The organism is Stenotrophomonas sp. 86156_Sma, assembly GCF_056481625.1.
The window spans coordinates 3,112,463-3,132,594 of sequence record NZ_CM151157.1 but is presented as its reverse complement, the minus strand read 5'-3'; the positions used below and the strand labels follow the sequence as shown (position 1 = coordinate 3,132,594).

23 protein-coding genes are annotated in these 20,132 nt (G+C 66.5%); 16 read left to right on the top strand and 7 right to left on the bottom strand.

All coding sequences use genetic code 11. From position 1 onward, the window contains the following. Positions 1 to 6: 6 nt before the first annotated feature. The 3 genes from ACZK33_RS14530 to ACZK33_RS14520 form a co-directional block, all read right to left on the bottom strand. On the bottom strand, positions 7 to 213 hold the full coding sequence (locus tag ACZK33_RS14530) for a hypothetical protein (RefSeq protein ID WP_005410107.1): 207 nt from the start codon (positions 211 to 213) through the stop codon (positions 7 to 9). A gap of 58 nt (positions 214 to 271) precedes the next feature. Then, the gene (locus ACZK33_RS14525) at positions 272 to 709 is read right to left on the bottom strand and encodes an acetyltransferase (RefSeq protein WP_032129515.1); all 438 of its coding nucleotides are present in this window, start codon (positions 707 to 709) and stop codon (positions 272 to 274) included. Between the two features lie 67 nt (positions 710 to 776). Next, a complete protein-coding gene (locus tag ACZK33_RS14520) occupies positions 777 to 1,544 on the bottom strand; it encodes an NAD(P)H-dependent oxidoreductase (protein WP_423174534.1) in 768 nt (255 codons plus the stop codon). Positions 1,545 to 1,622: 78 nt separating this feature from the next. Here ACZK33_RS14520 and ACZK33_RS14515 point away from each other — a divergent pair, with 78 nt between their 5' ends. The 5 genes from ACZK33_RS14515 to ACZK33_RS14495 all read left to right on the top strand — a co-directional run bounded on the left by ACZK33_RS14515 (position 1,623) and on the right by ACZK33_RS14495 (position 5,519). Continuing rightward, positions 1,623 to 1,982 (top strand): winged helix-turn-helix transcriptional regulator, encoded by a 360-nt coding sequence (locus ACZK33_RS14515; protein WP_423174535.1) that lies wholly within the window; start codon positions 1,623 to 1,625, stop codon positions 1,980 to 1,982. Between the two features lie 75 nt (positions 1,983 to 2,057). Next, a complete protein-coding gene (gene tadA, locus ACZK33_RS14510; RefSeq protein WP_049422446.1) occupies positions 2,058 to 2,582 on the top strand; it encodes a tRNA adenosine(34) deaminase TadA in 525 nt (174 codons plus the stop codon). 74 nt (positions 2,583 to 2,656) lie between these two features. Next, positions 2,657 to 3,229 (top strand): oligoribonuclease, encoded by a 573-nt coding sequence (orn, locus tag ACZK33_RS14505; protein WP_107431636.1) that lies wholly within the window; start codon positions 2,657 to 2,659, stop codon positions 3,227 to 3,229. Between the two features lie 159 nt (positions 3,230 to 3,388). Continuing rightward, positions 3,389 to 4,264, top strand: a complete 876-nt coding sequence (locus ACZK33_RS14500; protein WP_423174536.1) for an EcsC family protein — start codon at positions 3,389 to 3,391, stop codon at positions 4,262 to 4,264. 139 nt (positions 4,265 to 4,403) lie between these two features. Further along, a complete protein-coding gene (locus ACZK33_RS14495) occupies positions 4,404 to 5,519 on the top strand; it encodes an alkene reductase (protein ID WP_423174537.1) in 1,116 nt (371 codons plus the stop codon). A gap of 87 nt (positions 5,520 to 5,606) precedes the next feature. Here the strand turns inward: ACZK33_RS14495 and ACZK33_RS14490 are convergent, their stop codons facing one another. The 3 genes from ACZK33_RS14490 to ppsA form a co-directional block, all read right to left on the bottom strand. Next, positions 5,607 to 6,500, bottom strand: coding sequence for a mechanosensitive ion channel family protein (locus ACZK33_RS14490; protein WP_049462143.1), 894 nt, complete (start codon positions 6,498 to 6,500; stop codon positions 5,607 to 5,609). Positions 6,501 to 6,611: 111 nt separating this feature from the next. Continuing rightward, entirely contained in the window at positions 6,612 to 7,385 is a 774-nt protein-coding gene (locus tag ACZK33_RS14485; RefSeq protein WP_049462144.1) for a hypothetical protein, read from the bottom strand. 160 nt (positions 7,386 to 7,545) lie between these two features. Next, a complete protein-coding gene (gene ppsA, locus ACZK33_RS14480) occupies positions 7,546 to 9,924 on the bottom strand; it encodes a phosphoenolpyruvate synthase (RefSeq protein WP_423174955.1) in 2,379 nt (792 codons plus the stop codon). A 145-nt stretch (positions 9,925 to 10,069) separates the two neighbouring features. On the opposite strand from ppsA, the gene ppsR reads away from it, so the two are divergent. The 5 genes from ppsR to ACZK33_RS14455 all read left to right on the top strand — a co-directional run bounded on the left by ppsR (position 10,070) and on the right by ACZK33_RS14455 (position 14,318). Then, the gene (gene ppsR / locus ACZK33_RS14475; RefSeq protein ID WP_005417170.1) at positions 10,070 to 10,891 is read left to right on the top strand and encodes a posphoenolpyruvate synthetase regulatory kinase/phosphorylase PpsR; all 822 of its coding nucleotides are present in this window, start codon (positions 10,070 to 10,072) and stop codon (positions 10,889 to 10,891) included. A gap of 148 nt (positions 10,892 to 11,039) precedes the next feature. Further along, positions 11,040 to 11,549: a DUF1249 domain-containing protein gene (locus ACZK33_RS14470; protein ID WP_032956108.1), complete on the top strand. Its 510-nt coding sequence runs from the start codon at positions 11,040 to 11,042 to the stop codon at positions 11,547 to 11,549. A gap of 42 nt (positions 11,550 to 11,591) precedes the next feature. Then, complete coding sequence (locus tag ACZK33_RS14465) at positions 11,592 to 12,080, top strand: NUDIX hydrolase (RefSeq protein ID WP_049462146.1); 489 nt, start codon at positions 11,592 to 11,594, stop codon at positions 12,078 to 12,080. Positions 12,081 to 12,205: 125 nt separating this feature from the next. After that, on the top strand, positions 12,206 to 12,835 hold the full coding sequence (locus ACZK33_RS14460; protein WP_125893944.1) for a DUF2239 family protein: 630 nt from the start codon (positions 12,206 to 12,208) through the stop codon (positions 12,833 to 12,835). Positions 12,836 to 12,953: 118 nt separating this feature from the next. After that, a complete protein-coding gene (locus tag ACZK33_RS14455; RefSeq protein WP_423174956.1) occupies positions 12,954 to 14,318 on the top strand; it encodes an MATE family efflux transporter in 1,365 nt (454 codons plus the stop codon). A gap of 705 nt (positions 14,319 to 15,023) precedes the next feature. On the opposite strand, the gene ACZK33_RS14450 is transcribed toward ACZK33_RS14455, so the two are convergent. Further along, complete coding sequence (locus tag ACZK33_RS14450) at positions 15,024 to 15,674, bottom strand: class I SAM-dependent methyltransferase (RefSeq protein ID WP_423174957.1); 651 nt, start codon at positions 15,672 to 15,674, stop codon at positions 15,024 to 15,026. Between the two features lie 344 nt (positions 15,675 to 16,018). Here ACZK33_RS14450 and ACZK33_RS14445 point away from each other — a divergent pair, with 344 nt between their 5' ends. The 6 genes from ACZK33_RS14445 to ACZK33_RS14420 all read left to right on the top strand — a co-directional run bounded on the left by ACZK33_RS14445 (position 16,019) and on the right by ACZK33_RS14420 (position 19,943). Beyond that, positions 16,019 to 16,633, top strand: coding sequence for a CDP-alcohol phosphatidyltransferase family protein (locus ACZK33_RS14445; RefSeq protein WP_032130352.1), 615 nt, complete (start codon positions 16,019 to 16,021; stop codon positions 16,631 to 16,633). A gap of 22 nt (positions 16,634 to 16,655) precedes the next feature. Next, positions 16,656 to 17,732, top strand: a complete 1,077-nt coding sequence (gene phaE, locus ACZK33_RS14440; protein ID WP_423174958.1) for a class III poly(R)-hydroxyalkanoic acid synthase subunit PhaE — start codon at positions 16,656 to 16,658, stop codon at positions 17,730 to 17,732. After that, positions 17,729 to 18,796 carry a class III poly(R)-hydroxyalkanoic acid synthase subunit PhaC gene (gene phaC, locus ACZK33_RS14435; RefSeq protein ID WP_423174959.1) on the top strand — a complete coding sequence of 356 codons (1,068 nt, stop codon included), beginning with the start codon at positions 17,729 to 17,731 and terminating at the stop codon, positions 18,794 to 18,796. The genes phaE and phaC overlap by 4 nt, the downstream gene beginning before the upstream one ends. A gap of 57 nt (positions 18,797 to 18,853) precedes the next feature. Beyond that, positions 18,854 to 19,225, top strand: a complete 372-nt coding sequence (locus tag ACZK33_RS14430; protein WP_336686374.1) for a YfeK family protein — start codon at positions 18,854 to 18,856, stop codon at positions 19,223 to 19,225. A gap of 65 nt (positions 19,226 to 19,290) precedes the next feature. After that, positions 19,291 to 19,494 (top strand): PspC domain-containing protein, encoded by a 204-nt coding sequence (locus ACZK33_RS14425; RefSeq protein ID WP_108765471.1) that lies wholly within the window; start codon positions 19,291 to 19,293, stop codon positions 19,492 to 19,494. Next, a complete protein-coding gene (locus ACZK33_RS14420) occupies positions 19,491 to 19,943 on the top strand; it encodes a hypothetical protein (protein ID WP_134952084.1) in 453 nt (150 codons plus the stop codon). The genes ACZK33_RS14425 and ACZK33_RS14420 overlap by 4 nt, the downstream gene beginning before the upstream one ends. Positions 19,944 to 20,132: the final 189 nt, after the last annotated feature.

The following is a 20,132-nucleotide window of genomic DNA, read 5'->3' as shown; positions in this document are numbered from 1 at the left end:
GCCCGCTCAGGGCGCGCGCCAGACGGTCGGTTCGGGTTGCGGTTTCGGAATGCGGTAGCCGCCGATATGCTCGAGAAGTTCATTGGTACGACGCTGCTCGACCAGTACCTCACGCAGCAGGTTGCGCACGGCGAAGATGGCGAACGGCACCAGGATCCAGACCAGGCTGATGCCCAGCGCAAACAGGGTCAACAGGGCTTTTGCACCATCCATGTACGGCATTCCTTGATCGAAAGCAGCCACGCTAACACGCAGCTGCTTCCAACGGATGTCAGGCCTTATGCCGAAGGTGGATCAGCGGATACGGGCGGCCCTGCGAATCCAGCGGCGAACGACCGGTTTCGACAAAGCCCATGCGCAGGTAGAAGCCCACGGCCTGCGCGTTCTGTGCGTTGACGTCGGTGCTCAGCTGCGGGTGCAGGGCCAGTGCGTGCTGCAGCAGCTGCCGACCGATACCGGTGCCGCGCACGTCCGGATCGATGAACAGTGCTTCCATGTGGGTGCCGTCGATCAGCATGAAGCCCAGCGGCCGATCCTGTGCATCGACAGCAACGGTCATCGGCGCCTGCGGCAGGAAACCGGCGACTTCGGCATCGATCGCCAGGCGATCTTCAGTGCTGAGGAAGTCGTGGGTGGCGTCGACGGCGCGGCGCCAGAGATCGACAAGGGCGGCGCCGTCGTCAGCGCGAGAGGGACGGAGGGTGGTCATATGTTCACCAAGGTGCTTGCAGGAATGCGAAGTATGAAGCTTTCCGGCCGTGCCTGCAGGTGCGGGTTCATCCGGCGTTGCGATGGCGGATGAAGGGACTGTACGCAGTCGCTTCCGCGCGCAGCAACACGCCATCCTCGAAGTCCTCACTGCTGTTGAAGGGCACGGTCGGCCACTGCCGCCATCGCGACAGTCGCTCGCGGTAGAAAAGGGTGGCTGCAACCAATGCTTCGTCGTGGGCCTGCACGCGTTCCGCTGCAAGCCCTGAGCGCACGCCGTGCACCATATGCGGCTCCATCACCTCGAAGCCGACGTAGCGCAGGCTGTACATCAACGGCCACAGCAACAGCCGGGTATCGCCTTCGCGGCCATCGACCGCGCACGCCCGCGCCGAAGAGCCGGTGGTGACGCTCAGCAACGCACGCTTGCCCTGCATCACGCCGCGCTCGTGGCGTTGCCGGCTGTTGTACATCGGCCCGTAGACCAGCACGCGGTCCAGCCAGCCCTTGAGGATGGCCGGCGCCGCAAACCACCACAGTGGGAACTGCAGGATCACCAGGTCCGCGGCCTGCAGCAGCTGCAGGTGATGCCGCACATCGGCGGGCAACTGGTCGTGTTCGGCGCTGTAGCGCTGTTCGCGCTGGGCATCGAAGCGCTCGGGCTGCAGGCGCCGTGGATGGTGCCAGGCCGCTTCCAGCGGATCGAAGCCTTCTGCATACAGGTCGACCATGTCCACCTGCAGATTGTCATGCCGCAGCTGCTCGGCCGCCTGCACGGCCAGGTGGGCATTGAAGGAACGGGGTTCGGGGTGGGCCAGCAGGATCAGGGCGCGCATGGGGCGAGGTGTTCGTGGAGTGTGCGACCATCCTCGCGATGCCGGCATGCCCCGGCAATTGCGCACTTTGAGGTAACCATGGCCTTTCCCGGTGATGTCTATGCCGCCGACTGCTCGGCGCGCGATGCGCTGGCACTGATCTCCGGCAAGTGGGTGATGCTGCTGCTGCCGGCATTGGCCGAGGGCCCGCAACGCAATGGTGCGCTGCTGCGGAAGATCGAAGGCATCTCGCAGAAGGTGCTGACCCAGACCCTGCGGCAGCTGGAGCGCAATGGCCTGATCGAGCGCTGCGATCTGGGCGGCAAGCCTCGGCACGTGGAGTACCGGTTGACCGAGGTTGCGTGCAGTCTGGTAGACACCCTGACCGCGTTGGACCGTTGGGCCGAGCACAATTTCCCGGCGCTGGACGCTGCCCGCGAGCGCTTCGACGCGCGCTAGCGGCGCCTGCACGGCTGCGGGCGTACAATGCGGCCCCGGCGGCCATCCTGGCCCTGCAGACACGCGAGAACCGTCATGACCGACGCCCTGGGTGTGCCGGTGCACGACACCGACGAACACTGGATGCGCCACGCGCTGGCGCTGGCCGAGCGCGCACAACGCGAGTTCGACGAGATCCCGGTGGGTGCAGTGCTGGTCGGTGCCGACGGCCAACTGCTGGGCGAGGGCTGGAACCTCAACATCGCCTCGCATGACCCCAGCGCACACGCCGAGATCGTGGCCATGCGGGCGGGCGGAAAATTGCTGGCGAACCATCGCCTGCTTGGCAGCACGCTGTATGTGACCCTGGAGCCGTGTGCGATGTGCGCTATGGCGATCGTGCACGCGCGCGTTGCACGGTTGGTCTACGGTGCGAGCGACCCCAAGACCGGTGCCTGCGGCAGCGTGTTCGACCTCATTGGCGATGCCCGCCACAACCACCGGGTGGAGATCCACGGTGGGGTACTGGCCAAGGAAGCCAGCATGCGCCTGACCAACTATTTCCGCGCCAAGCGTGGCAAGCCGCCGCTGTTGCTGGAAGACCACGCCGGCGAGGGCTGAGGGGCGAACGGGTATGATGGGCGCCTCTTTCCATCACCGGTAGGCCGCGCGCCTGCCCAGCAACGAGGCGACACATGGCGGACAACGGCGCGGCCAACGAACGACTGATCTGGATCGACCTGGAAATGACCGGGTTGGATACCGACAACGATTCGATCATCGAGATCGCCACCGTGGTCACCGACGCCCAGCTCAACGTGCTGGCTGAAGGTCCAGAATTCGCCATCCACCATCCGCTGGAAACGCTGGAAGCGATGGACGAGTGGAACCGCAACCAGCACCGCCGCTCGGGCCTGTGGCAGCGTGTGGTGGACAGCACGGTGACCCTTGCCCAGGCTGAGGCGCAGACGGTGAATTTCCTGGCGCAGTGGATCCCGGCCGGCCTGTCGCCGATGTGCGGCAACTCGATCTGCCAGGACCGCCGCTTCCTGCACCGCCAGATGCCGCGCCTGGAGAAGTACTTCCACTACCGCAACCTGGACGTGTCCACGGTGAAGGAGCTGGCCAAGCGCTGGGCGCCGACCGTGGCCGCTGGCGTTGGCAAGAACAGCAACCACACCGCGCTGAGCGATGTGCATGACTCCATCGCCGAGCTGCGTCACTACCGCCAATTCATGGGCGCGCTGTCGGGGCTGCCGGTTGCCTGAACAACGACGCCGGGCATGGCCCGGCGCTACCGGGTGACACGCGAACTGGTAGTGCCGGCCGCTGGCCGGCAATTCAGCGGCCTTCGTGACGTGTATCAGGTTGCCGGCCAGCGGCCGGCACCACCCTCCGTTCAACTCCCTGGCGCTAAGATCGGCGCCATGAACGAGCCCATCCTGCTTCCCCGCGACATTGCCCACGACGCCCGCGACTGGTCTGACCTGCAGCGGGCGGTGACCCTGCTGGAAGCGCCGACCCTGACCGCGCGCATGGCCAACCTGGTCGGCACGCCGCTGGAGTTCGCGGTGAAGGCGCTGCCCAGCTCGGTCTCCAACCGCATCCATGGCGCCGTGCAGGCGGCGCTGACCAAGTCGGCGCAGGCGGCGCTGTGGAGCATGGACAACACCCCCGGCAAGGGGGCGTCCACCCGCTGGCACAAGCTGGCCGCAGCGACCTCCGGTGCGGTGGGCGGCGCCTTTGGCTTTGCCGCGCTGTTCATCGAGCTGCCGGTGTCGACCACCATCATGATGCGCGCGGTGGCCGACGTGGCCCGCAGCGAGGGCTTCGACCTGTCCGAGTTCAGCACCCGCCAGGCCTGCCTGGAGGTGTTCGCGCTGGGTGGCAACTCGCCGCGCGATGACGCCAGCGAAACTGGTTATTACCTGGCCCGGGGCTTCACCACCGATGTGATGCGCCATCTGTCGGCCGAGCTGGCCGGGCGCGTGGTGACCGGCCGCGACCTGACCCTGGGCGTAGCGCCGAAGGAAGCCGGCAAGCTGCTGGCGAAGATGGTGGAGAAGGTGGCGGCGCGCTTCGGCGTGGTGGTCACCGAGAAATTCGCCGCACAGGCGGTGCCGATCGTGGGTGCCGCTGCCGGTGCGACGCTCAATACGATGTTCACCGATTACTACCAGGACATGGCGCGCGGCCACTTCATCGTGCGCCGGTTGGAGCGCAAGTACGGCGAAGACGTGGTGCGCACGTGCTATGACCGCGTGGCGCATGGCACGATCAGGATGGAACCCAGCCTGGAGTAGATCCACGCCATGCATGGATGAGCCTTCATGCATGGCCATCCTTGCCTGCCGGGCACAACTGTTTTGCCACAACACGCCTGTTGCCCTTCGCAGGCGGTCCCCATTCTTGCTGGCACTCCCCCCGCAAGAGATGTCCGCCATGTTGTTCACCTCCCACCGCCTGGGCGCCTTGACCCTGCCCAACCGAATCGTCATGCCGCCGATGACCCGCTCGCGCGCTGCCGACGGCAACGTTGCCACCGCGGAAATGGCCGCCTACTACGCGCAGCGGGCCAGCGCCGGCCTGATCGTCAGCGAAGGTACCCAGATCAGCCCGCAGGGCCAGGGCTATGCCTGGACCCCGGGCATCCACAGCCCGGAGCAGGTGCAGGGCTGGCGCCAGGTGACCGACGCCGTGCACGCTGCTGGTGGCCGCATCTACGCCCAGCTGTGGCATGTGGGTCGGGTCTCGCACGTGGCCCTGCAGCCCGATGGTGCCGCGCCGGTGTCGTCGTCGGCGCTGCTGGCCGAGGGGGTGAAGGTGTTTGTCGACCCCACCGGCGCAGGCCCGGAAGCGGGCGTGGGCGAGATGATCCAGCACTCGATGCCGCGCGCGCTGGCCGAGGCCGAGATTCCGGGCATCATCGCCGACTACGCGCAGGCCACCCGCAATGCGCTGGCCGCCGGCTTCGATGGCGTTGAGCTGCACGGAGCCAATGGCTACCTGATCAACCAGTTCATCGACTCGCAGGCCAACCAGCGCAGCGACGGCTATGGCGGCTCGCTGCAGAACCGGCTGCGTTTCCTGCGCGAGGTCGTGCAGGCGGTGGCCGCGGTGGCGGGCGGTGATCGTGTGGGCGTGCGCCTGGCGCCGCTGACGACGCTGCAGGGCGCGGTGGACGATACGCCGCAGGCTACCTACCTGGCTGCGGCGCACCTGCTGGGTGCGCTGGGCGTGGGCTACCTGCACATCGCCGAAGCCGACTGGGACGATGCACCGCTGATGCCGGTGGCGTTCAAGCAGGCGCTGCGCTTGATCTACCCGGGCACCCTGATCTACGCCGGCAAGTACACCGCCGAGCGCGCCGAGCAGGCACTGGCGGAAGGCTGGGCCGACCTGATCGGCTTCGGTCGCCCGTTCATCGCCAACCCGGACCTGCCCGAGCGCCTGCGTCTGGGGGCGGAGCTGAACCCGCCGGATCGCGCAACGTTCTTCGGCGGTGGTGCGGTCGGGTTCACCGATTACGCGACGCTGGAAGAAAGCGTCGCCGCCTGATCCCGGAGGCTGCCGGCCAGCGGCCGGCACTACCAGGGTGCGTGGGGCAGGGTAGTGCCGGCCGCTGGCCGGCATTTCTGTTTGGGATCAGGGCTTGTCGCGCACCAGCGCGTCGGCCTCGACCACGCCGCCATCCTTGCCATGCAGGTACAGGTGCATGTCCTGCTGCGGATACGGGATGTTGATGCCGGCCTTGTCGAAGCCCAGCTTGAGCTGTTCCAGCAGCGTGACCTTGGTACCGAACCAGTCGGCCGACTTCACGTAGCAGCGGATGCCGAGATTGATCGCGTGCGCGCCCAGCTCGTACACCACCACGTCCGGTGCCGGCGTCTGCAACACGCGCGGGTCGGCCTTCATCAGCGCCAGCGCGGTGTCGCGCGCCAGCTGGATGTTGTCTTCATAGCCGATGCCCACCACCAGTTCGACGCGGCGGGTCGGTTCGGCGGTCAGGTTGATGATCGGCGCAGCGGTGATCAACGTGTTCGGAATGGTGGTGTGCTGGTTGTCGGCACCGGTGATGACGGTCTGGAAGATGCGCACTTCGCGCACCGTGCCGGTTTGTCCGGCCACCGTCACCACATCACCGACGCGGAACGGGCGCAGCGTCACCAGCATGACGCCGGAGGCGATGTTGGACAGCGAATCCTTCAGTGCCAGGCCAACCGCAAGCCCGGCGGTGCCGAGCACAGCCAGCAGCGGGGTGATCTGCACGCCCAACGTGCCGATCGCCAGTACCACCACGATCACCAGCGACGCGGCGTACACCACGTTGCGCAGGAAGTTGCCCAGCATCGGGTCCACGCCCATGCGCGCGGTGGCGCGCGGCATTGCATTGGACAAGCGACGTGCCACCCACATGCCGACCAGCAGCACCACGATCGCGGCCAGCAATGGCACGCCGTAGGTCTCCAGCAGGCGTTCCCAATCGAGCGAGTGGAACCAGGGTGTTGCGGCGGGGGCGGGTGGGGCAGTAGCAATCATGCGGGCTCCTTGTCGAACGGGCGCGGCGCTCAAGAACGCCAAGAACTGAAAACCCCGCAGAGGCGGGGTTGCATGCGGGCAGATTATCGGCATCGCAGGATGAACGTGATGTCAGCCGCCTTCGATCAACGCGCCCGTACCCTTGAGCAGCGAGCGGAGTCCTTGTACCAGGTGCGGTTCTACCGTACTGAGCCAGAGGCGGCCGGGCACCAGTTCGTCCAACGTGCAGCCGGGAGTACCTTGCAGTATCGCCGCCAGTGTCTTGCCGGGCGCGACGGACACACCCAACTGCACTGGATTCAGCAGGCTAAGCGGGAAGATGTTGCGGGCCTTGTGCATGCGCACCTCTGGCGGGGCGTCATACCAGATCTGGTTGCGGTCTTCTTCGTCCTGCGGCTGTGTGCCATCGCAGTAGCTCATGATGTAGGCCTGCGGGCTCCGCTCGAAGGGCGGGTGGGTGACGTAGCCAAAGTCCCAGTCATACAGAGCGATCAGCCCCACCAGGAGCTCCCGGAAGGACTGCGGTTCCAGAGGAAAGCGAGCGTCCTTGGAGAACAGAACGAATTCCGTTCCAAGCTCACGACTGGAAGCGAAATCCACTGATGCCGTCAGATCATACGCGGGCGCGTCACTTCCTTTGGGTACAGCGACAACGCTGAGGAGGGTCAGCTCCTTGAAGCTACTGGCCAGAAGTCTTCGATGTGCTGCATTGCCCAGCTTCGCCAACTTGCTACTGTGGCCCTTTCCATCAGACGCAAAGTAGGTGACCTCTACTCCACGCTTTTCGAGCATGGATATAGCCAACTCGTGAAACTTCTGGAAATCCTGCGCTCCTGCCAGTGGGCCGGAGTAGTTGAACAGTCCAAGTGCGAACGGGATGGTCATGGGGCGAACCTTGCCGGCAAGTGATTCCAGTCCTTCCAGTGTGCGTCGGCCATTTCAGGGCGCCTACTGGAATAGTTGCAAATGACATATCGGTCCAGTTGGTCCCCAAAAGCAGAAACCCCGCCGAGGCGGGGTTTCTTTATTCAGCCTTACAGCCGGATCAGTCGTTGGCCTTCAGCTTGGCCAGGCGCAGCCAGGTATCGACCACGGTGTCCGGGTTCAGCGACACCGACTCGATGCCTTCCTGCATCAGCCATTCGGCCAGATCCGGATGATCGGACGGGCCCTGGCCGCAGATGCCGACGTACTTGCCCTTGGCACGTGCCGACTTGATCGCCATCGACAGCAGCTTCTTCACTGCCGGGTTACGTTCGTCGAACAGGTGCGCGACGATCGACGAATCGCGGTCCAGGCCCAGGCTGAGCTGGGTCAGGTCGTTGGAGCCGATCGAGAAGCCGTCGAAGATCTCCAGGAACTCATCGGCGAGCAGTGCGTTGGACGGCACTTCGCACATCATGATGATCTTCAGGCCGTTCTCGCCCTGCTTCAGGCCGTTCTGTTCCAGCACCTCGATGACCTTGCGGCCTTCTTCCAGGGTGCGCACGAACGGAATCATGACCCACAGGTTGTCCAGGCCCATTTCGTTGCGCACGCGCAGCACGGCCTTGCACTCCAGCGCGAAGGCGGCCGAGAAGCTCGGATCGACGTAACGGCTGGCGCCGCGGAAGCCGATCATCGGGTTCTCTTCGTGCGGCTCGTAGTTGCTGCCGCCGATCAGGTTGGCGTACTCGTTGGACTTGAAGTCCGACAGGCGCACGATCACGGCGTTCGGTGCGACCGAGGCGGTGAGGGTGGCGATGCCTTCGGCCAGTCGGTCCACGTAGAAGCTGACCGGATCACCATAGCCGGCGATCTTCTCGTCGATCTTCCTCTTCGTCGCCGCATCCTGGCGGTCGTATTCCAGCAGCGCGTTCGGGTGGATGCCGATGTGGCTGGCGATGATCATTTCCAGGCGGGCCAGGCCGATGCCGGCGTTCGGCAGCTGGCCGAAGTCGAAGGCACGTTCCGGGTTGGCCACGTTCATCATGATCTTCAGCGGTGCCGGCGGCATGTTGCCCAGATCGGTGGTGGTGCGCTCGAAGCCCAGCTTGCCTTCGTAGATGAAGCCGGTATCGCCTTCAGCGCAGCTGACGGTGACCAGCTGGCCATCTTCGATGACCTTGGTGGCGTTGCCCGAACCGACCACGGCCGGCACGCCCAGCTCGCGCGCGATGATCGCGGCATGGCAGGTACGGCCACCGCGATTGGTGACGATGGCCGAAGCGCGCTTCATCACCGGTTCCCAGTCCGGGTCGGTCATGTCGGCGATCAGCACGTCGCCCGGCTGCACGCGGTTCATGTCGTCCAGCGTCTTCACCACGCGGGCCACGCCCGAACCGATCTTGGCGCCGACGGCGCGGCCCTCGGCCAGCACGTTGCCGCCCTTTTCGGTCAGCGCGAAGCGCTCGATCTGGGTGGCATGGCTGCGCGACTTCACCGTTTCCGGGCGCGCCTGCACGATGAACAGCTTGCCGCTGACACCGTCCTTGGCCCACTCGATGTCCATCGGGCGGCCGTAGTGCTTTTCGATGACCAGCGCCTGCTTGGACAGTTCCTGCACGTCCTCGTCGCTGATCGAGAAGGTGTTGCGCAGTTCGACCGGGGTGTCCTCGATCCTGACGCGCTCACCCGGAACATCCGAATACACCATGCGGATGGCCTTGCTGCCGAGCGAGCGGCGCAGGATCGCCGGCTTGCCGGCCTGCAGGGTGGGCTTGTAGACGTAGTACTCGTCCGGGTTGACCGCGCCCTGCACGACCATTTCGCCCAGGCCGAACGACGAGGTGACGAACACCACGTCGCGGAAGCCGGACTCGGTGTCCAGGGTGAACAGCACGCCGGAGGAACCGACGCCCGAACGCACCATCAGCTGCACGCCGGCGGACAGGAACACGTCCTCATGCTTGAAACCGTGGTGCACGCGATAGGCGATGGCACGGTCGTTGTACAGCGAGGCGAACACTTCCTTGACCTTGTGCACGACGTCGTCGGCACCGGTGACGTTGAGGAAGGTTTCCTGCTGGCCGGCGAAGGAGGCATCCGGCAGATCCTCGGCGGTGGCCGACGAACGCACGGCCACGGCCACGTCGCCGCCGCCGTTGTCGGCGCTCAGCTGGGCGTAGGCGGTGCGGATGTCCTGGTCCAGCTGCGGCTGCAGCGGGGCATCGATCACCCAGGTGCGGATTTCCTTGCCTGCTGCGGTCAGCGCGTTGACGTCCTCGACGTCCAGCGTGGCCAGCTTGTCGAAGATGCGCTTGGACAGATCGTTGTGCGCGATGAAGTCCTTGAAGGCTTCAGCGGTGGTGGCATAACCGCCCGGCACCGAAACGCCCAGACCGGCCAGGTTGCCGATCATCTCGCCCAGCGACGAATTCTTGCCGCCTACGCGGGCCAGGTCGGCCAGACGCAGTTCGTGCAACCACAGGATGTTCTCGTTCAAGCGCGATGCTCCGTTTGGCCATCGCCCGAGGCGGGCTGGAATGGCCGCGTCCGTAGGAAGAAGCCGATATGATGCCGGGCAGAGTACCGTCGGCACAAGCTTGTGCTGGCGGCCTTTTTAGGCTTCGTAGGGGGTAAAAGCGCGCATGTCGACCATCCGTCCAGTGTTCTACGTTTCCGATGGAACCGGTATCACCGCTGAAACCATTGGGCATAGCCTGCTTACCCAGTTCTCCGGGTTCAGCTTCATTACCGATCGCATGTCGTTTGTCGACGACCCCGAAAAAGCGCGTGAAGCCTGTGCCCGGATCCAGGCGGCAGGGGAGCGGTACCAGGTCCGGCCGATCGTGGTGAACTCCTGCGTGGACCAGAGCCTGAGCCTGATCCTGGCCGACAGCGGCGCGCTGATGCTGGATGTGTTCGCGCCGTTCATCGAGCCGTTGGAGCGTGAACTGGCCAGTCCGCGCCTGGCCCGGGTCGGCCAGGCCCACGGCATGGTCGATTTCGACACCTACCACCGCCGCATCAACGCGATGAACTTCGCCCTGACCCATGACGATGGCATCGCGGTGAACTACGACGATGCCGACGTGATCCTGGTGGCGGTGTCACGCGCCGGCAAGACGCCCACCTGCATCTACCTGGCCCTGCATTACGGGGTGCGCGCGGCCAATTACCCGCTGACCGACGAAGACCTGGAAAGCGACCGCCTGCCGCCACGCCTGCGCAACTACCGGCGCAAGCTGTTCGGCCTGACCATCGACCCGGACCGGCTGCAGCAGATCCGCCAGGAGCGCCGCCCGAACTCGCGCTACGCCAACCTGGACACCTGCAAGCGCGAAGTGGCCGCGGCCGAGACCATGTTCCGCATGGAGCGGATCCCGACCCTGAGCACCACCCATACCTCGATCGAGGAGATTTCCAGCAAGGTGCTGGCCACGCTGGGGCTGCAGCGCGAGCTGTATTGATCCTTGCGCCACGACCAACGGTCGTGGCCTACCTGCATGGGGGCATTGCCCCTCCTCCGCGGTGGGTATCGACCGTTGGTCGATACCGAGCCCCTTGGTCGGGGCGATCCTGCCCCCACGTTGAAGCACCAACGTGTAGGATCGACCCATGGCCCAAGCCTCGCCCCGCACCGAACGCATTCCCCGCCTGAGCCGGCTCAGTTGGCTCATGGGCCTGTACGCGGAAAACTACCGCCACCTGGTGCGCCTGTTCGAACCGGCCGGGCTGGTGGCGGGCAGCTACATTTCCTCGATCGGCGACGGCCTGGATGTCCGCCTGGACGTGATCGAGTGCCACCGCTACACGGTGGAACTGCGCCTGACTTACGACCTGGCCGACCCGGTCACCGGTGAGCCGGATCCGTCGGCCTATGTGCGTCTGTACCGTGACGCGCGCCAGGCCGAGACCACCCATTGCTACGTCGGCCGCCGCTGGCAGGACACCATGGGCCTGTATCCGCCGCCGGCGGAGCTGATCAGCCACCGCATGCGAATGAACACCTTCCTCGGCAAGTGGCTGGAGTACCTGGCCGAGCGCGGCCACGGCGTGGCCACCCTGCGCCGCGATCCCGACGGTGCTGGCACACCTGCCGAGCGCCGCCTGTCGCTGGTGCGCTGATCGGCCATAATCCACGGCTGACCTGCCGCTGGATGCTGCCCCATGCCGTACACCCCGATCGTCGCCACCCTGGGCTATGTGCTGTCGCCTGATCGTCGCCAGGTGCTGATGATCCACCGCAATACCCGTCCCGGTGACCACCACCTGGGCAAGTACAACGGCCTGGGCGGCAAGATCGAAGCGGACGAGGATGTGGCGGCCAGCATGCGCCGCGAGATCGCCGAGGAAGCCGGCATCGACTGCACCGGCATGCGCCTGCGCGGCACCATCAGCTGGCCGGGCTTCGGCAAGCACGGCGAGGATTGGCTGGGTTTCGTGTTCGTCATCGATGGATTCGAGGGCACCCCGCACGGCGGCAACCACGAAGGCACGCTGGAGTGGGTGGACCTGGACAAGCTGGACACCCTGCCGATGTGGGAGGGCGACCGCAACTTCCTGCCGCTGGTGTTCGACGCCGACCCGCGCCCGTTCCACGGCGTGATGCCGTACAAGGACGGGCGCATGGTGAGCTGGTCCTTCAGCCGCCTGTGAGCCGGGAAATCGGGTAGCTGCCAACCTTTGGTCGGCACGCTCTTCTGGCAAATTAATACCCGGGCAATATTGACGGGAGAGAATTACCCGGGCAATATTCGCACATCGCCTCTGATGCCGTTGCCATGCCTGCGTCCCGACTTCCTCCCTTCAGTTGTTTCGACGGCCATCGCCTGGTCGCTTCCGGTACGCCGGAAGTGGCCGCGCTGGCGCTGAAGCAACTGCGTGTCGACAACGCTGCCGGTCCGCTGCTGGTGTTCGACAACGCCACCGGCCGCACCCGTGATTTCGATACGCGTGGCAGCGACGCAGAACTCCTGGCGCGGGTAAACGAAGCGTTTCCCGCCGCCGTGGAGACGGATGCCGACGTCACGGCCGAAGAGGCGCCCGCAACCCCACGTGGCCGTGGCCGCCCCAAGCTGGGTGTGGTCGCCCGAGAAGTGACCTTGCTGCCGCGCCATTGGGCGTGGCTGGCCGAGCAGCCTGGCGGTGCCTCGGTGGTGCTGCGCAAGCTGGTGGAGGCGGCCAGCCGTGCCGGTGCTGACAAGGACCGCCAGCGTCGTGACAGCGAGCGTGCCTATCACTTCCTGCAGACCATCGCCGGTGACCTGCCGGGTTTCGAGGAGGCGATCCGTGTCCTGTTCGCGCATGACCGCGCGGGCCTGGAAGCGGCGTTGCGGAGTTGGCCCGCGGATGTGTGCGCCCACGCTCTGCGCCTGGCCTTCGACGATCCTGCGGACCACGCCGACGGCTGAGCCATCGCGCCGTTGCTGAGCGACGGCGCCACCTGACCACGGGCCACGGCCTGCTTTCCCTGTGCTTGCTTTGCTGGCGGAAACGCCGGGCAGGGCGGCGCCTTGCCCAGAGAACCCCATGAGCACCCCTGTACATCCGATACCTCCGGCAGCACCCCCGCTGTGGCGCACCTATCTGACCCTGCTGCTGCCGATGCTGCTGACCAATGCGCTGCAGCTGGCCGCAGGCACGCTGGACAACATTTACCTCGGCCATCTGCTCGGCACACAGGCAGTGGCTGCAGCGGCTGCGTTCTTTCCGGTCTTCTTCCTGCTGTTGGCCCTGGTAATGGGCCTGGCGACCGGTGCGATGGTGCTGATCGGCCAGGCCTGGGGCGCGGGCCGCCCGCAGCAGGCACGCGCCGTGGCTGGCAGCGCGGTGGCGCTGATCCTGCTGCTGTCGGTGCTGGTGATGACTGTGGGCGGCGGCTTCGCGCCACAACTGCTGGTGGCGTTGGGCACGCCGGCAGCGGTCCTCAGTGAGTCCATTGTCTACGCACGCGTGCTGTTGCTGACGGCACCGGTGTTCTTCCTGCTGTGGCTGGCCACTGCGGTGAGCCGCGCGGTGGGCGATGCGAAGACACCGCTGCATGCGCTGCTGCTGGCAACGGTGGTCGGCCTGCTGTGCACGCCGCTGCTGATCCTCGGCCGGGCCGGCCTGCCGCAGCTGGGTTCGGCCAGTGCGGCAGTCTCGGCGGCGTTTGCCTCGCTGCTGGCCCTGGCCTGGCTTATGTGGCGGTGGCAGAGGACGGAGCACCCGTTGGCGCCGGGACGTGAGCTGCTGCGTGCCATCCGTTTCGATGGCGTGCTCATCCGCGCGATGCTGCGCATCGGTGTACCGTCATCGCTGCAGATGCTCAGCCTGGCCATTGCCGAAATCGTGTTGCTGGGCTGGATCAACCGCTACGGCTACACGGCCACGGCCGCCTACGGTGCGGTCAACCAGTTGATGAGCTGGGTGCAACTGCCTGCGATGTCGCTGGGGATCACCGCCACCATCCTCGCGGCGCATGCGATGGGCGCGGGGCGTACGGCACGGCTGCCCGCCATCGCTCGCACCGGTGTGCTGCTTGGGCTGGCGATGCTGAGCGTGGTGCTGCTGCTGGTGATGGCGCTGGCGCCCTGGCTGACCGGGCTGATCCTGGCGGCCGCAGAGGTGCGCGAATTGGCCGCATCGCAGCTGCGCACGGTGGTATGGGGCGTGCTGGCGATGGGAGGCAGCGCGGTGCTGGTCGGAGTGATGCGAGGCAGTGGCACGGTGATGTTGCCAGCGTTGTTGGGCATGGCAGCGGTACTGCTGCTGGAGCTGCCGTTGGCGATGTGGTTGCAGGCGCGGCATGGTCTGGCCGGCCTGTGGTGCGCGTGGCCGCTGGGGTTGCTGGCGATGCTGGTGATGCAGGTGTTCTGCTTCGCGCATTGGCGGCGGCGGGTGCAGGCTGGGTAGTGCCGGCCGCTGGCCGGCAATCCGGAATGCCGGGGCAGCCGGCCAGCGGCCGGCTCTACCACGCGGTCGGATCACAGTCGTTGCGGCGGCTGCGGTGGGTCGGCCACTGGTGATGCAGGTGTTCTGTGCTGCTCGTTGGCGCCGGGTGCAGGCTGGGTAGTGCCGGCCGCTGGCCGGCAATCCGGAATGCCGCGGCAGCCGGCCAGCGGCCGGCTCTACCACGTGGTCGAATCACAGTCGTTGCGGCGGCTGCGGTGGGTCGGCCACTGGTGATGCAGGTGTTCTGTGTTGCTCGCTGGCGCCGGGTGCAGGTTGGGTAGTGCCGGCCGCTGGCCGGCAATCCGGAATGCCGCGGCAGCCGGCCAGCGGCCGGCTCTACCACGTGGTCGAATCACAGTCGTTGCGGCGGCTGCGGTGGGTCGGCCACTGGTGATGCAGGTGTTCTGTGTTGCTCGCTGGCGCCGGGTGCAGGTTGGGTAGTGCCGGCCGCTGGCCGGCAACGCGGAACGGTCGGGGCAGCCGGCCAGCGGCCGGCTCTACCACGTGGTCGGATCACAGTCGTTGCGGCGGCTGCGGTGGGTCGGCCACTGGTGATGCAGGTGTTCTGTGTTGCTCGCTGGCGCCGGGTGCAGGTTGGGTAGTGCCGGCCGCTGGCCGGCAACGAGGAACGGCCGGGGCAGCCGGCCAGCGGCCGGCTCTACCACTTCAGCGCCGCTGTGCCAGCAGCAGATGGAAGTGCTTTTCGCGGATCTGGCCGTCATTGCCGGCTGCGGATTCCCGGTGGCTGCGCCAGGCCGAGACGCGGAAGCCCGATACCCGCAGCGCCAGCTCCACCGCGTCCAGTTCATGCAGTTGGAAGTCGGCAGCAAATGGCAGGCTGCGCATGAAGCTGGCGTCGCCAAAGGCCAGGCACAGGCGGCCGCCCCGGCGCAGCACACGCGCCAGCTCGTCCAGCACCGGCGCCAGGTGGGGCCAGAAGTACAGGGTGTTGACCGCCAGCGCGGCATCCATCGCGGCATCGGCGACCGGCAGCGCATGAGCGTCGCCGTGTCGCATCGCGGCACGCTCGGCCAACCCGGCGTTGGCCAGGCGCTGGTTGCCGGCCTCGACCATGGCGGTGGACAGCTCAATACCCAGATAGTGGCTGCCGGTGGCCTGCAGCATCAGCGGCGCGAAGGCCGCATTGCCGGGGCCGATCTCCAGGACCCGTTCGCCAGTACCGACGGCCAGCAGCCCGATCGCGGCCAGGTTGAGTGCGCTGTTGCTGCGGTTCATCGAGTCAGCCACCGCCAGCGCGGCCTCGCCATGGGGCTGCCGCAGCTGTGCGGCCAGAGTGGGAGCATCCAGCATCATCATCGTCCGTTGCAGAGTTTCGGACGTGGCGGCGGCGGGTCCGCCGGTGACCATAGCGCCGACCTTGTGGCTTGGGAAGTAGGGAAACCCCGCTTCGGGGTGATGAGGAAATGTCCAGCGTCGCAGTCGGTGAGATCTGGTTGTCCACAGGGGGTGTGGATTACGCGTGGGCAACTTTGTGGATAAGCCGCGACAGGCGCCACCCCCCTAGGCTGTCAAGATGGGTGGCGAAAAATTCACCGCCGGTGAGGACAGGTGAGGGAGCGGTGAAGGCTGGGGCCTGCCAGCGCTGTCGCCAGCGGCGGCGCTCGCGGTAACCTGTGGGCCTTGATGCTCCGTGAGACCCCATGAAACGTCACTTCTCGATGCTGCGCGAATTCCAGCTGGCCGACTGGTTCACCCTGGCCAATGCTTTCTGCGGCACCGGTGCGGTCTTTGCCGCAATGCGCTTCCTGCAGGACGGCGAGCGCGGCTACCTGCTGTTCGGCATGGCGTTGATCCCGCTGGCTTTCATTTTCGACGCCCTCGATGGGCGCATCGCGCGCTGGCGCAAGTCCAGCTCCACCCTGGGCCGCGAGCTGGACTCGCTGTCCGACGTGATCTCCTTCGGTGTGGCCCCGGCGGCGCTGGCCTACGCCTGCGGCATGCAGGGCGGCTGGGACTGGCTGGTGCTGAGCTATTTCGTCTGCTGCGGCGTCAGCCGCCTGGCGCGCTACAACGTCACCGCAGAGGCGCTGGCCGGCGACGAGGGCAAGGTCGCGTATTTCGAGGGCACCCCGATCCCGACCAGCCTGGTGCTGGTGATCGTGCTGGCGATCGCCGCCGGTACCGATGCCATCGGCCAGAACATCTGGTTCGGCCAGTGGCAGATCGGCCCGTGGCAGCTGCACCCGATGGTGTTGTTGTTCGCCTTGTCCGGGTCGCTGATGATCAGCAAGACCCTGCGCATTCCCAAGCCATGAGCCAGCCCTGCGGAGGCCTGCGATGACCAGCTCGGCCCACGACGCCGGCAGCAGCGATTTCGAGACCCTGGCCCGGCAGTACTTCGGCGCCTGGGGCGATGCCCTGCGCCACGCCAGCACGCCCGGTGCGCCGGCAGGTGACGACCCCGGCAGCTGGCAACGGCTGTTCGACTGGTGGGGCCAGCTGTTGCCCGAGCAGGGGCAGGGCGCGCCGGAAGATGCCGTGCGCCGCTTCCGCGAACAGGCGGGCAGCTGGTACGGAACCATGCAGGAAGTGGCCGCGCGTTTCGCCGGCCGCGACGCCAGCAGTGCCGACGTGGCACAAGCCTGGCGCGAGGCGGTGCAGGGGCAGGGCGACGGCATGCTGCAGTGGATGCTGCAGGGCGCCCGTGGCAGCACCCACGCTGGCGCCGCTGTACCGGAGTTTGCCGCCTGGCTGCAGCAGTTCCAGCTGCAGGCCGGTCCGTGGCTGCAGAGCCCGGCGTTCGGGCCCGGCCGCGAGCACCAGGCGCGCTGGCAGTCCCTGCTGCGTGCGCAGGAGGAATACCAGCAGCATTCGCGCGCCTATGTCGATCAGATCAAGCAGGCGCTGGATGAGGCCTTCGCGCTGTTCGAGCAGCGCCTGGCCGAGCACGAGCAGCCAGGCAGCCAGCTGACCAGTGCCCGCGCGATGTTCGACCTGTGGATCGAAGTGGCCGAGGAGGCCTACGCCAAGGTCGCCATGTCCGAACCGTTCCAGCAGGTGTATGCCGCGCTGGGCAACGCTCAGATGCGCCTGCGCGCCGGCCTGCAGCGCGAGGTGGAACAGATGAGTGAACGGATCGGCCTGCCGACCCGCAGCGAGATGGACGCCGCGCACCGCCGCATCGCCGAGCTGGAGCGCAGCCTGCGCCGACTGCAGGCACAGGTGGCGGCCATGGCCGGTACGGGCGAGGTCGATCCGGTGGCACAGCCGGCGCCGGTGAAGGTGAAGCCGGTCGCGCGCAAGGCCGCGAAGAAGGCCGCGCCGGCAAAGAAGGCGGCTGCGAAAAAGGCGCCTGCGAAGAAGGCTGCACCAAAGGCAGCACCCCGTACTTCCACGCGGACGCGTGACCGATGAAAGGACCGCTGGGCTTCAACGCTGATGACCTGATGCAGGAAACCCTGGCCATGCAGCGCAAGCTGATGGAAGGGCTGAAGCTGCTGCCGCAGGTGGAAGACGTGGACTACGGCGTGACCGCGCGCGAGGAAGTCTGGCGCGACGACAAGGTGGTGCTGTACCGCTTCGTCGGCGAACAGTCACCGACCCGGCGCACGCCGCTGCTGATCGTCTACGCGCTGGTCAACCGGCCGTACATGGTCGACCTGCAGGCCGATCGCTCACTGGTGCAGAAGCTGCTGGCGCTGGGGCAGGACGTCTACGTGCTGGACTGGGGTTACCCGGATCGCTCGGAGCGCTTCCAGACCCTGGAGGACTATCTGCTGCGCTACATCGATGGCGCGGTCGATGCGCTGCGCGCGCGCGGTGGTGGCCCGGTCGACCTGCTCGGCATCTGCCAGGGCGGCGTGTTCGCGCTGTGTTACGCCGCACTGCGCCGGCAGAAGCTGGGCAAGCTGATCACCATGGTCACCCCGGTCGATTTCCAGACCGCCGACAACATGCTCTCGCACTGGGCGCGGCAGGTGGACGTGGACCTGCTGGTCGACACGCTGGGCAACATCCCGGCCGACCTGATGAATGCCAGTTACCTGATGCTCAAGCCGTTCCGTCTGAACGTGCAGAAGTACGTCGGCCTGCTCGACATCCTCGATGACAAGGCGGCGCTGGAGGATTTCCTGCGCATGGAGAAGTGGATCTTCGATTCACCGGACCTGGCGGGCGAGGCGTTCCGCGACTTCATCAAGCAGTTCTACCAGGGCAACGGGCTGGTGAACGGCACGGTGCGGATCGGCGAGGAAGCGGTGGATCTGTCGCAGGTGACCTTGCCGGTGCTGAACATCTATGCCGAGCAGGACCATCTGGTGCCGCCGGATGCCTCGCGCGCAATGCGTGGACGCCTGGGCACCGAGGATTACACCGAGTCCAGTTTCCGTGGCGGCCATATCGGCATCTACGTGTCCGGCCGCGCGCAGCGCGAAGTGCCGGCCACGATCGATGGCTGGTTGAAGGCGCGCGACGCGTAAAGCCGGTTTCTTTTTTTTTGTAGAGTCGAGCCATGCTCGACTGCATGGAGGGTGATGATGTCGCAAAGGATTTCGATGCTGCTTGCCACGCTGCTGCTGGCAGCACCTGTTGCCCACGCCGCACCCAGTACGGATGCACGCCGGGAGATCGCCCAGCTGATCTCCAGCCTGGACGGCTCCCAGTGCCGGTTCCAGCGCAATGGCAGCTGGTACGACGGCAGCGATGCGCGCGCGCACCTGCAGCGCAAGTACGACTACCTGCTGAAGAAGGACATGGTGGACAGCGCCGAGCAGTTCATCGAGCGCGCCGCCAGCCAGAGCAGCATGAGCGGCAAGCCCTATCGCATCCAATGCCCGGGGCAGCCTGAACAGACCGCGGCCGCCTGGTTCGGCGCCCGCCTGCAGGCCCTGCGCCACCGCACGCCGTAGACATAGGGGCGGTGTAGAGTCGAGCCATGTTCGACTGCTTTTTCCCGTAGCCTAGGAGAACCGCCATGAACACCGCGCCGCGCACGCTGTCGCGTTCATTGAACGACCGCATGATTGCCGGCGTGATGGGCGGCATCGCCCACCGCTTCGGCTGGAACCCCACGCTGGTGCGGATCGTGTTCGTGCTGGTCTCGATCGGCTCGGCGGCCTTCCCCGGCATCCTGGTCTACCTGATCCTGTGGCTGCTGATTCCCAACGAGGCCGATTGAAGACTCCCGTGACGCCCTGGCCGGTCTGGCTGCGCGCGCTGCAGGTGCTGGGTGCGGTGTGGACGTCCCCCAATTCACTGCTCGGCCTGATCGGTGGACTGGCCGGCATGCTCGGCGGCGCGACGCTGCGCTGGAGCGGCCGTGACTGTGCGCTGGTTTTCGATCGCTGGCCGTGGGGGCCGGGTGGGGCGATCACCCTGGGCAACGTGATCCTCCACACCGGCCATGACCTGGGCATTTCCTGCCGCACCTATGCCCATCAGGCGGGGTGGGGCGTGGAGCCGCTGATCCGGCTGGATGACCACGAACGCGCGCACGTTTACCAATACATGGTGCTGGGGCCGCTGTACCTGCCGGTGTACCTGCTGTGCGGCGGGGTGAGTGCGCGCAACCCGTTCGAGCGTGCGGCCGATCATTTCGCCCGGTTCGGGCGTGGGTGGTGGCCGTAGGTTCCAGCCAACGGCGCAGCCCCTCGTGGCTTGGTCGCGGAATACGTTTCATGTGATTGGGCCGGGCGGGGTGGGTTCGCGGGACACGCCGTAAACCCGTCCCTGGGGGCTCGATGGCGCCATCCATGGCGCCAACGGTCCCGCGAACCCACCCCACCCGGCCTCTGACAGTTTCCGTGCGCGTCCAGC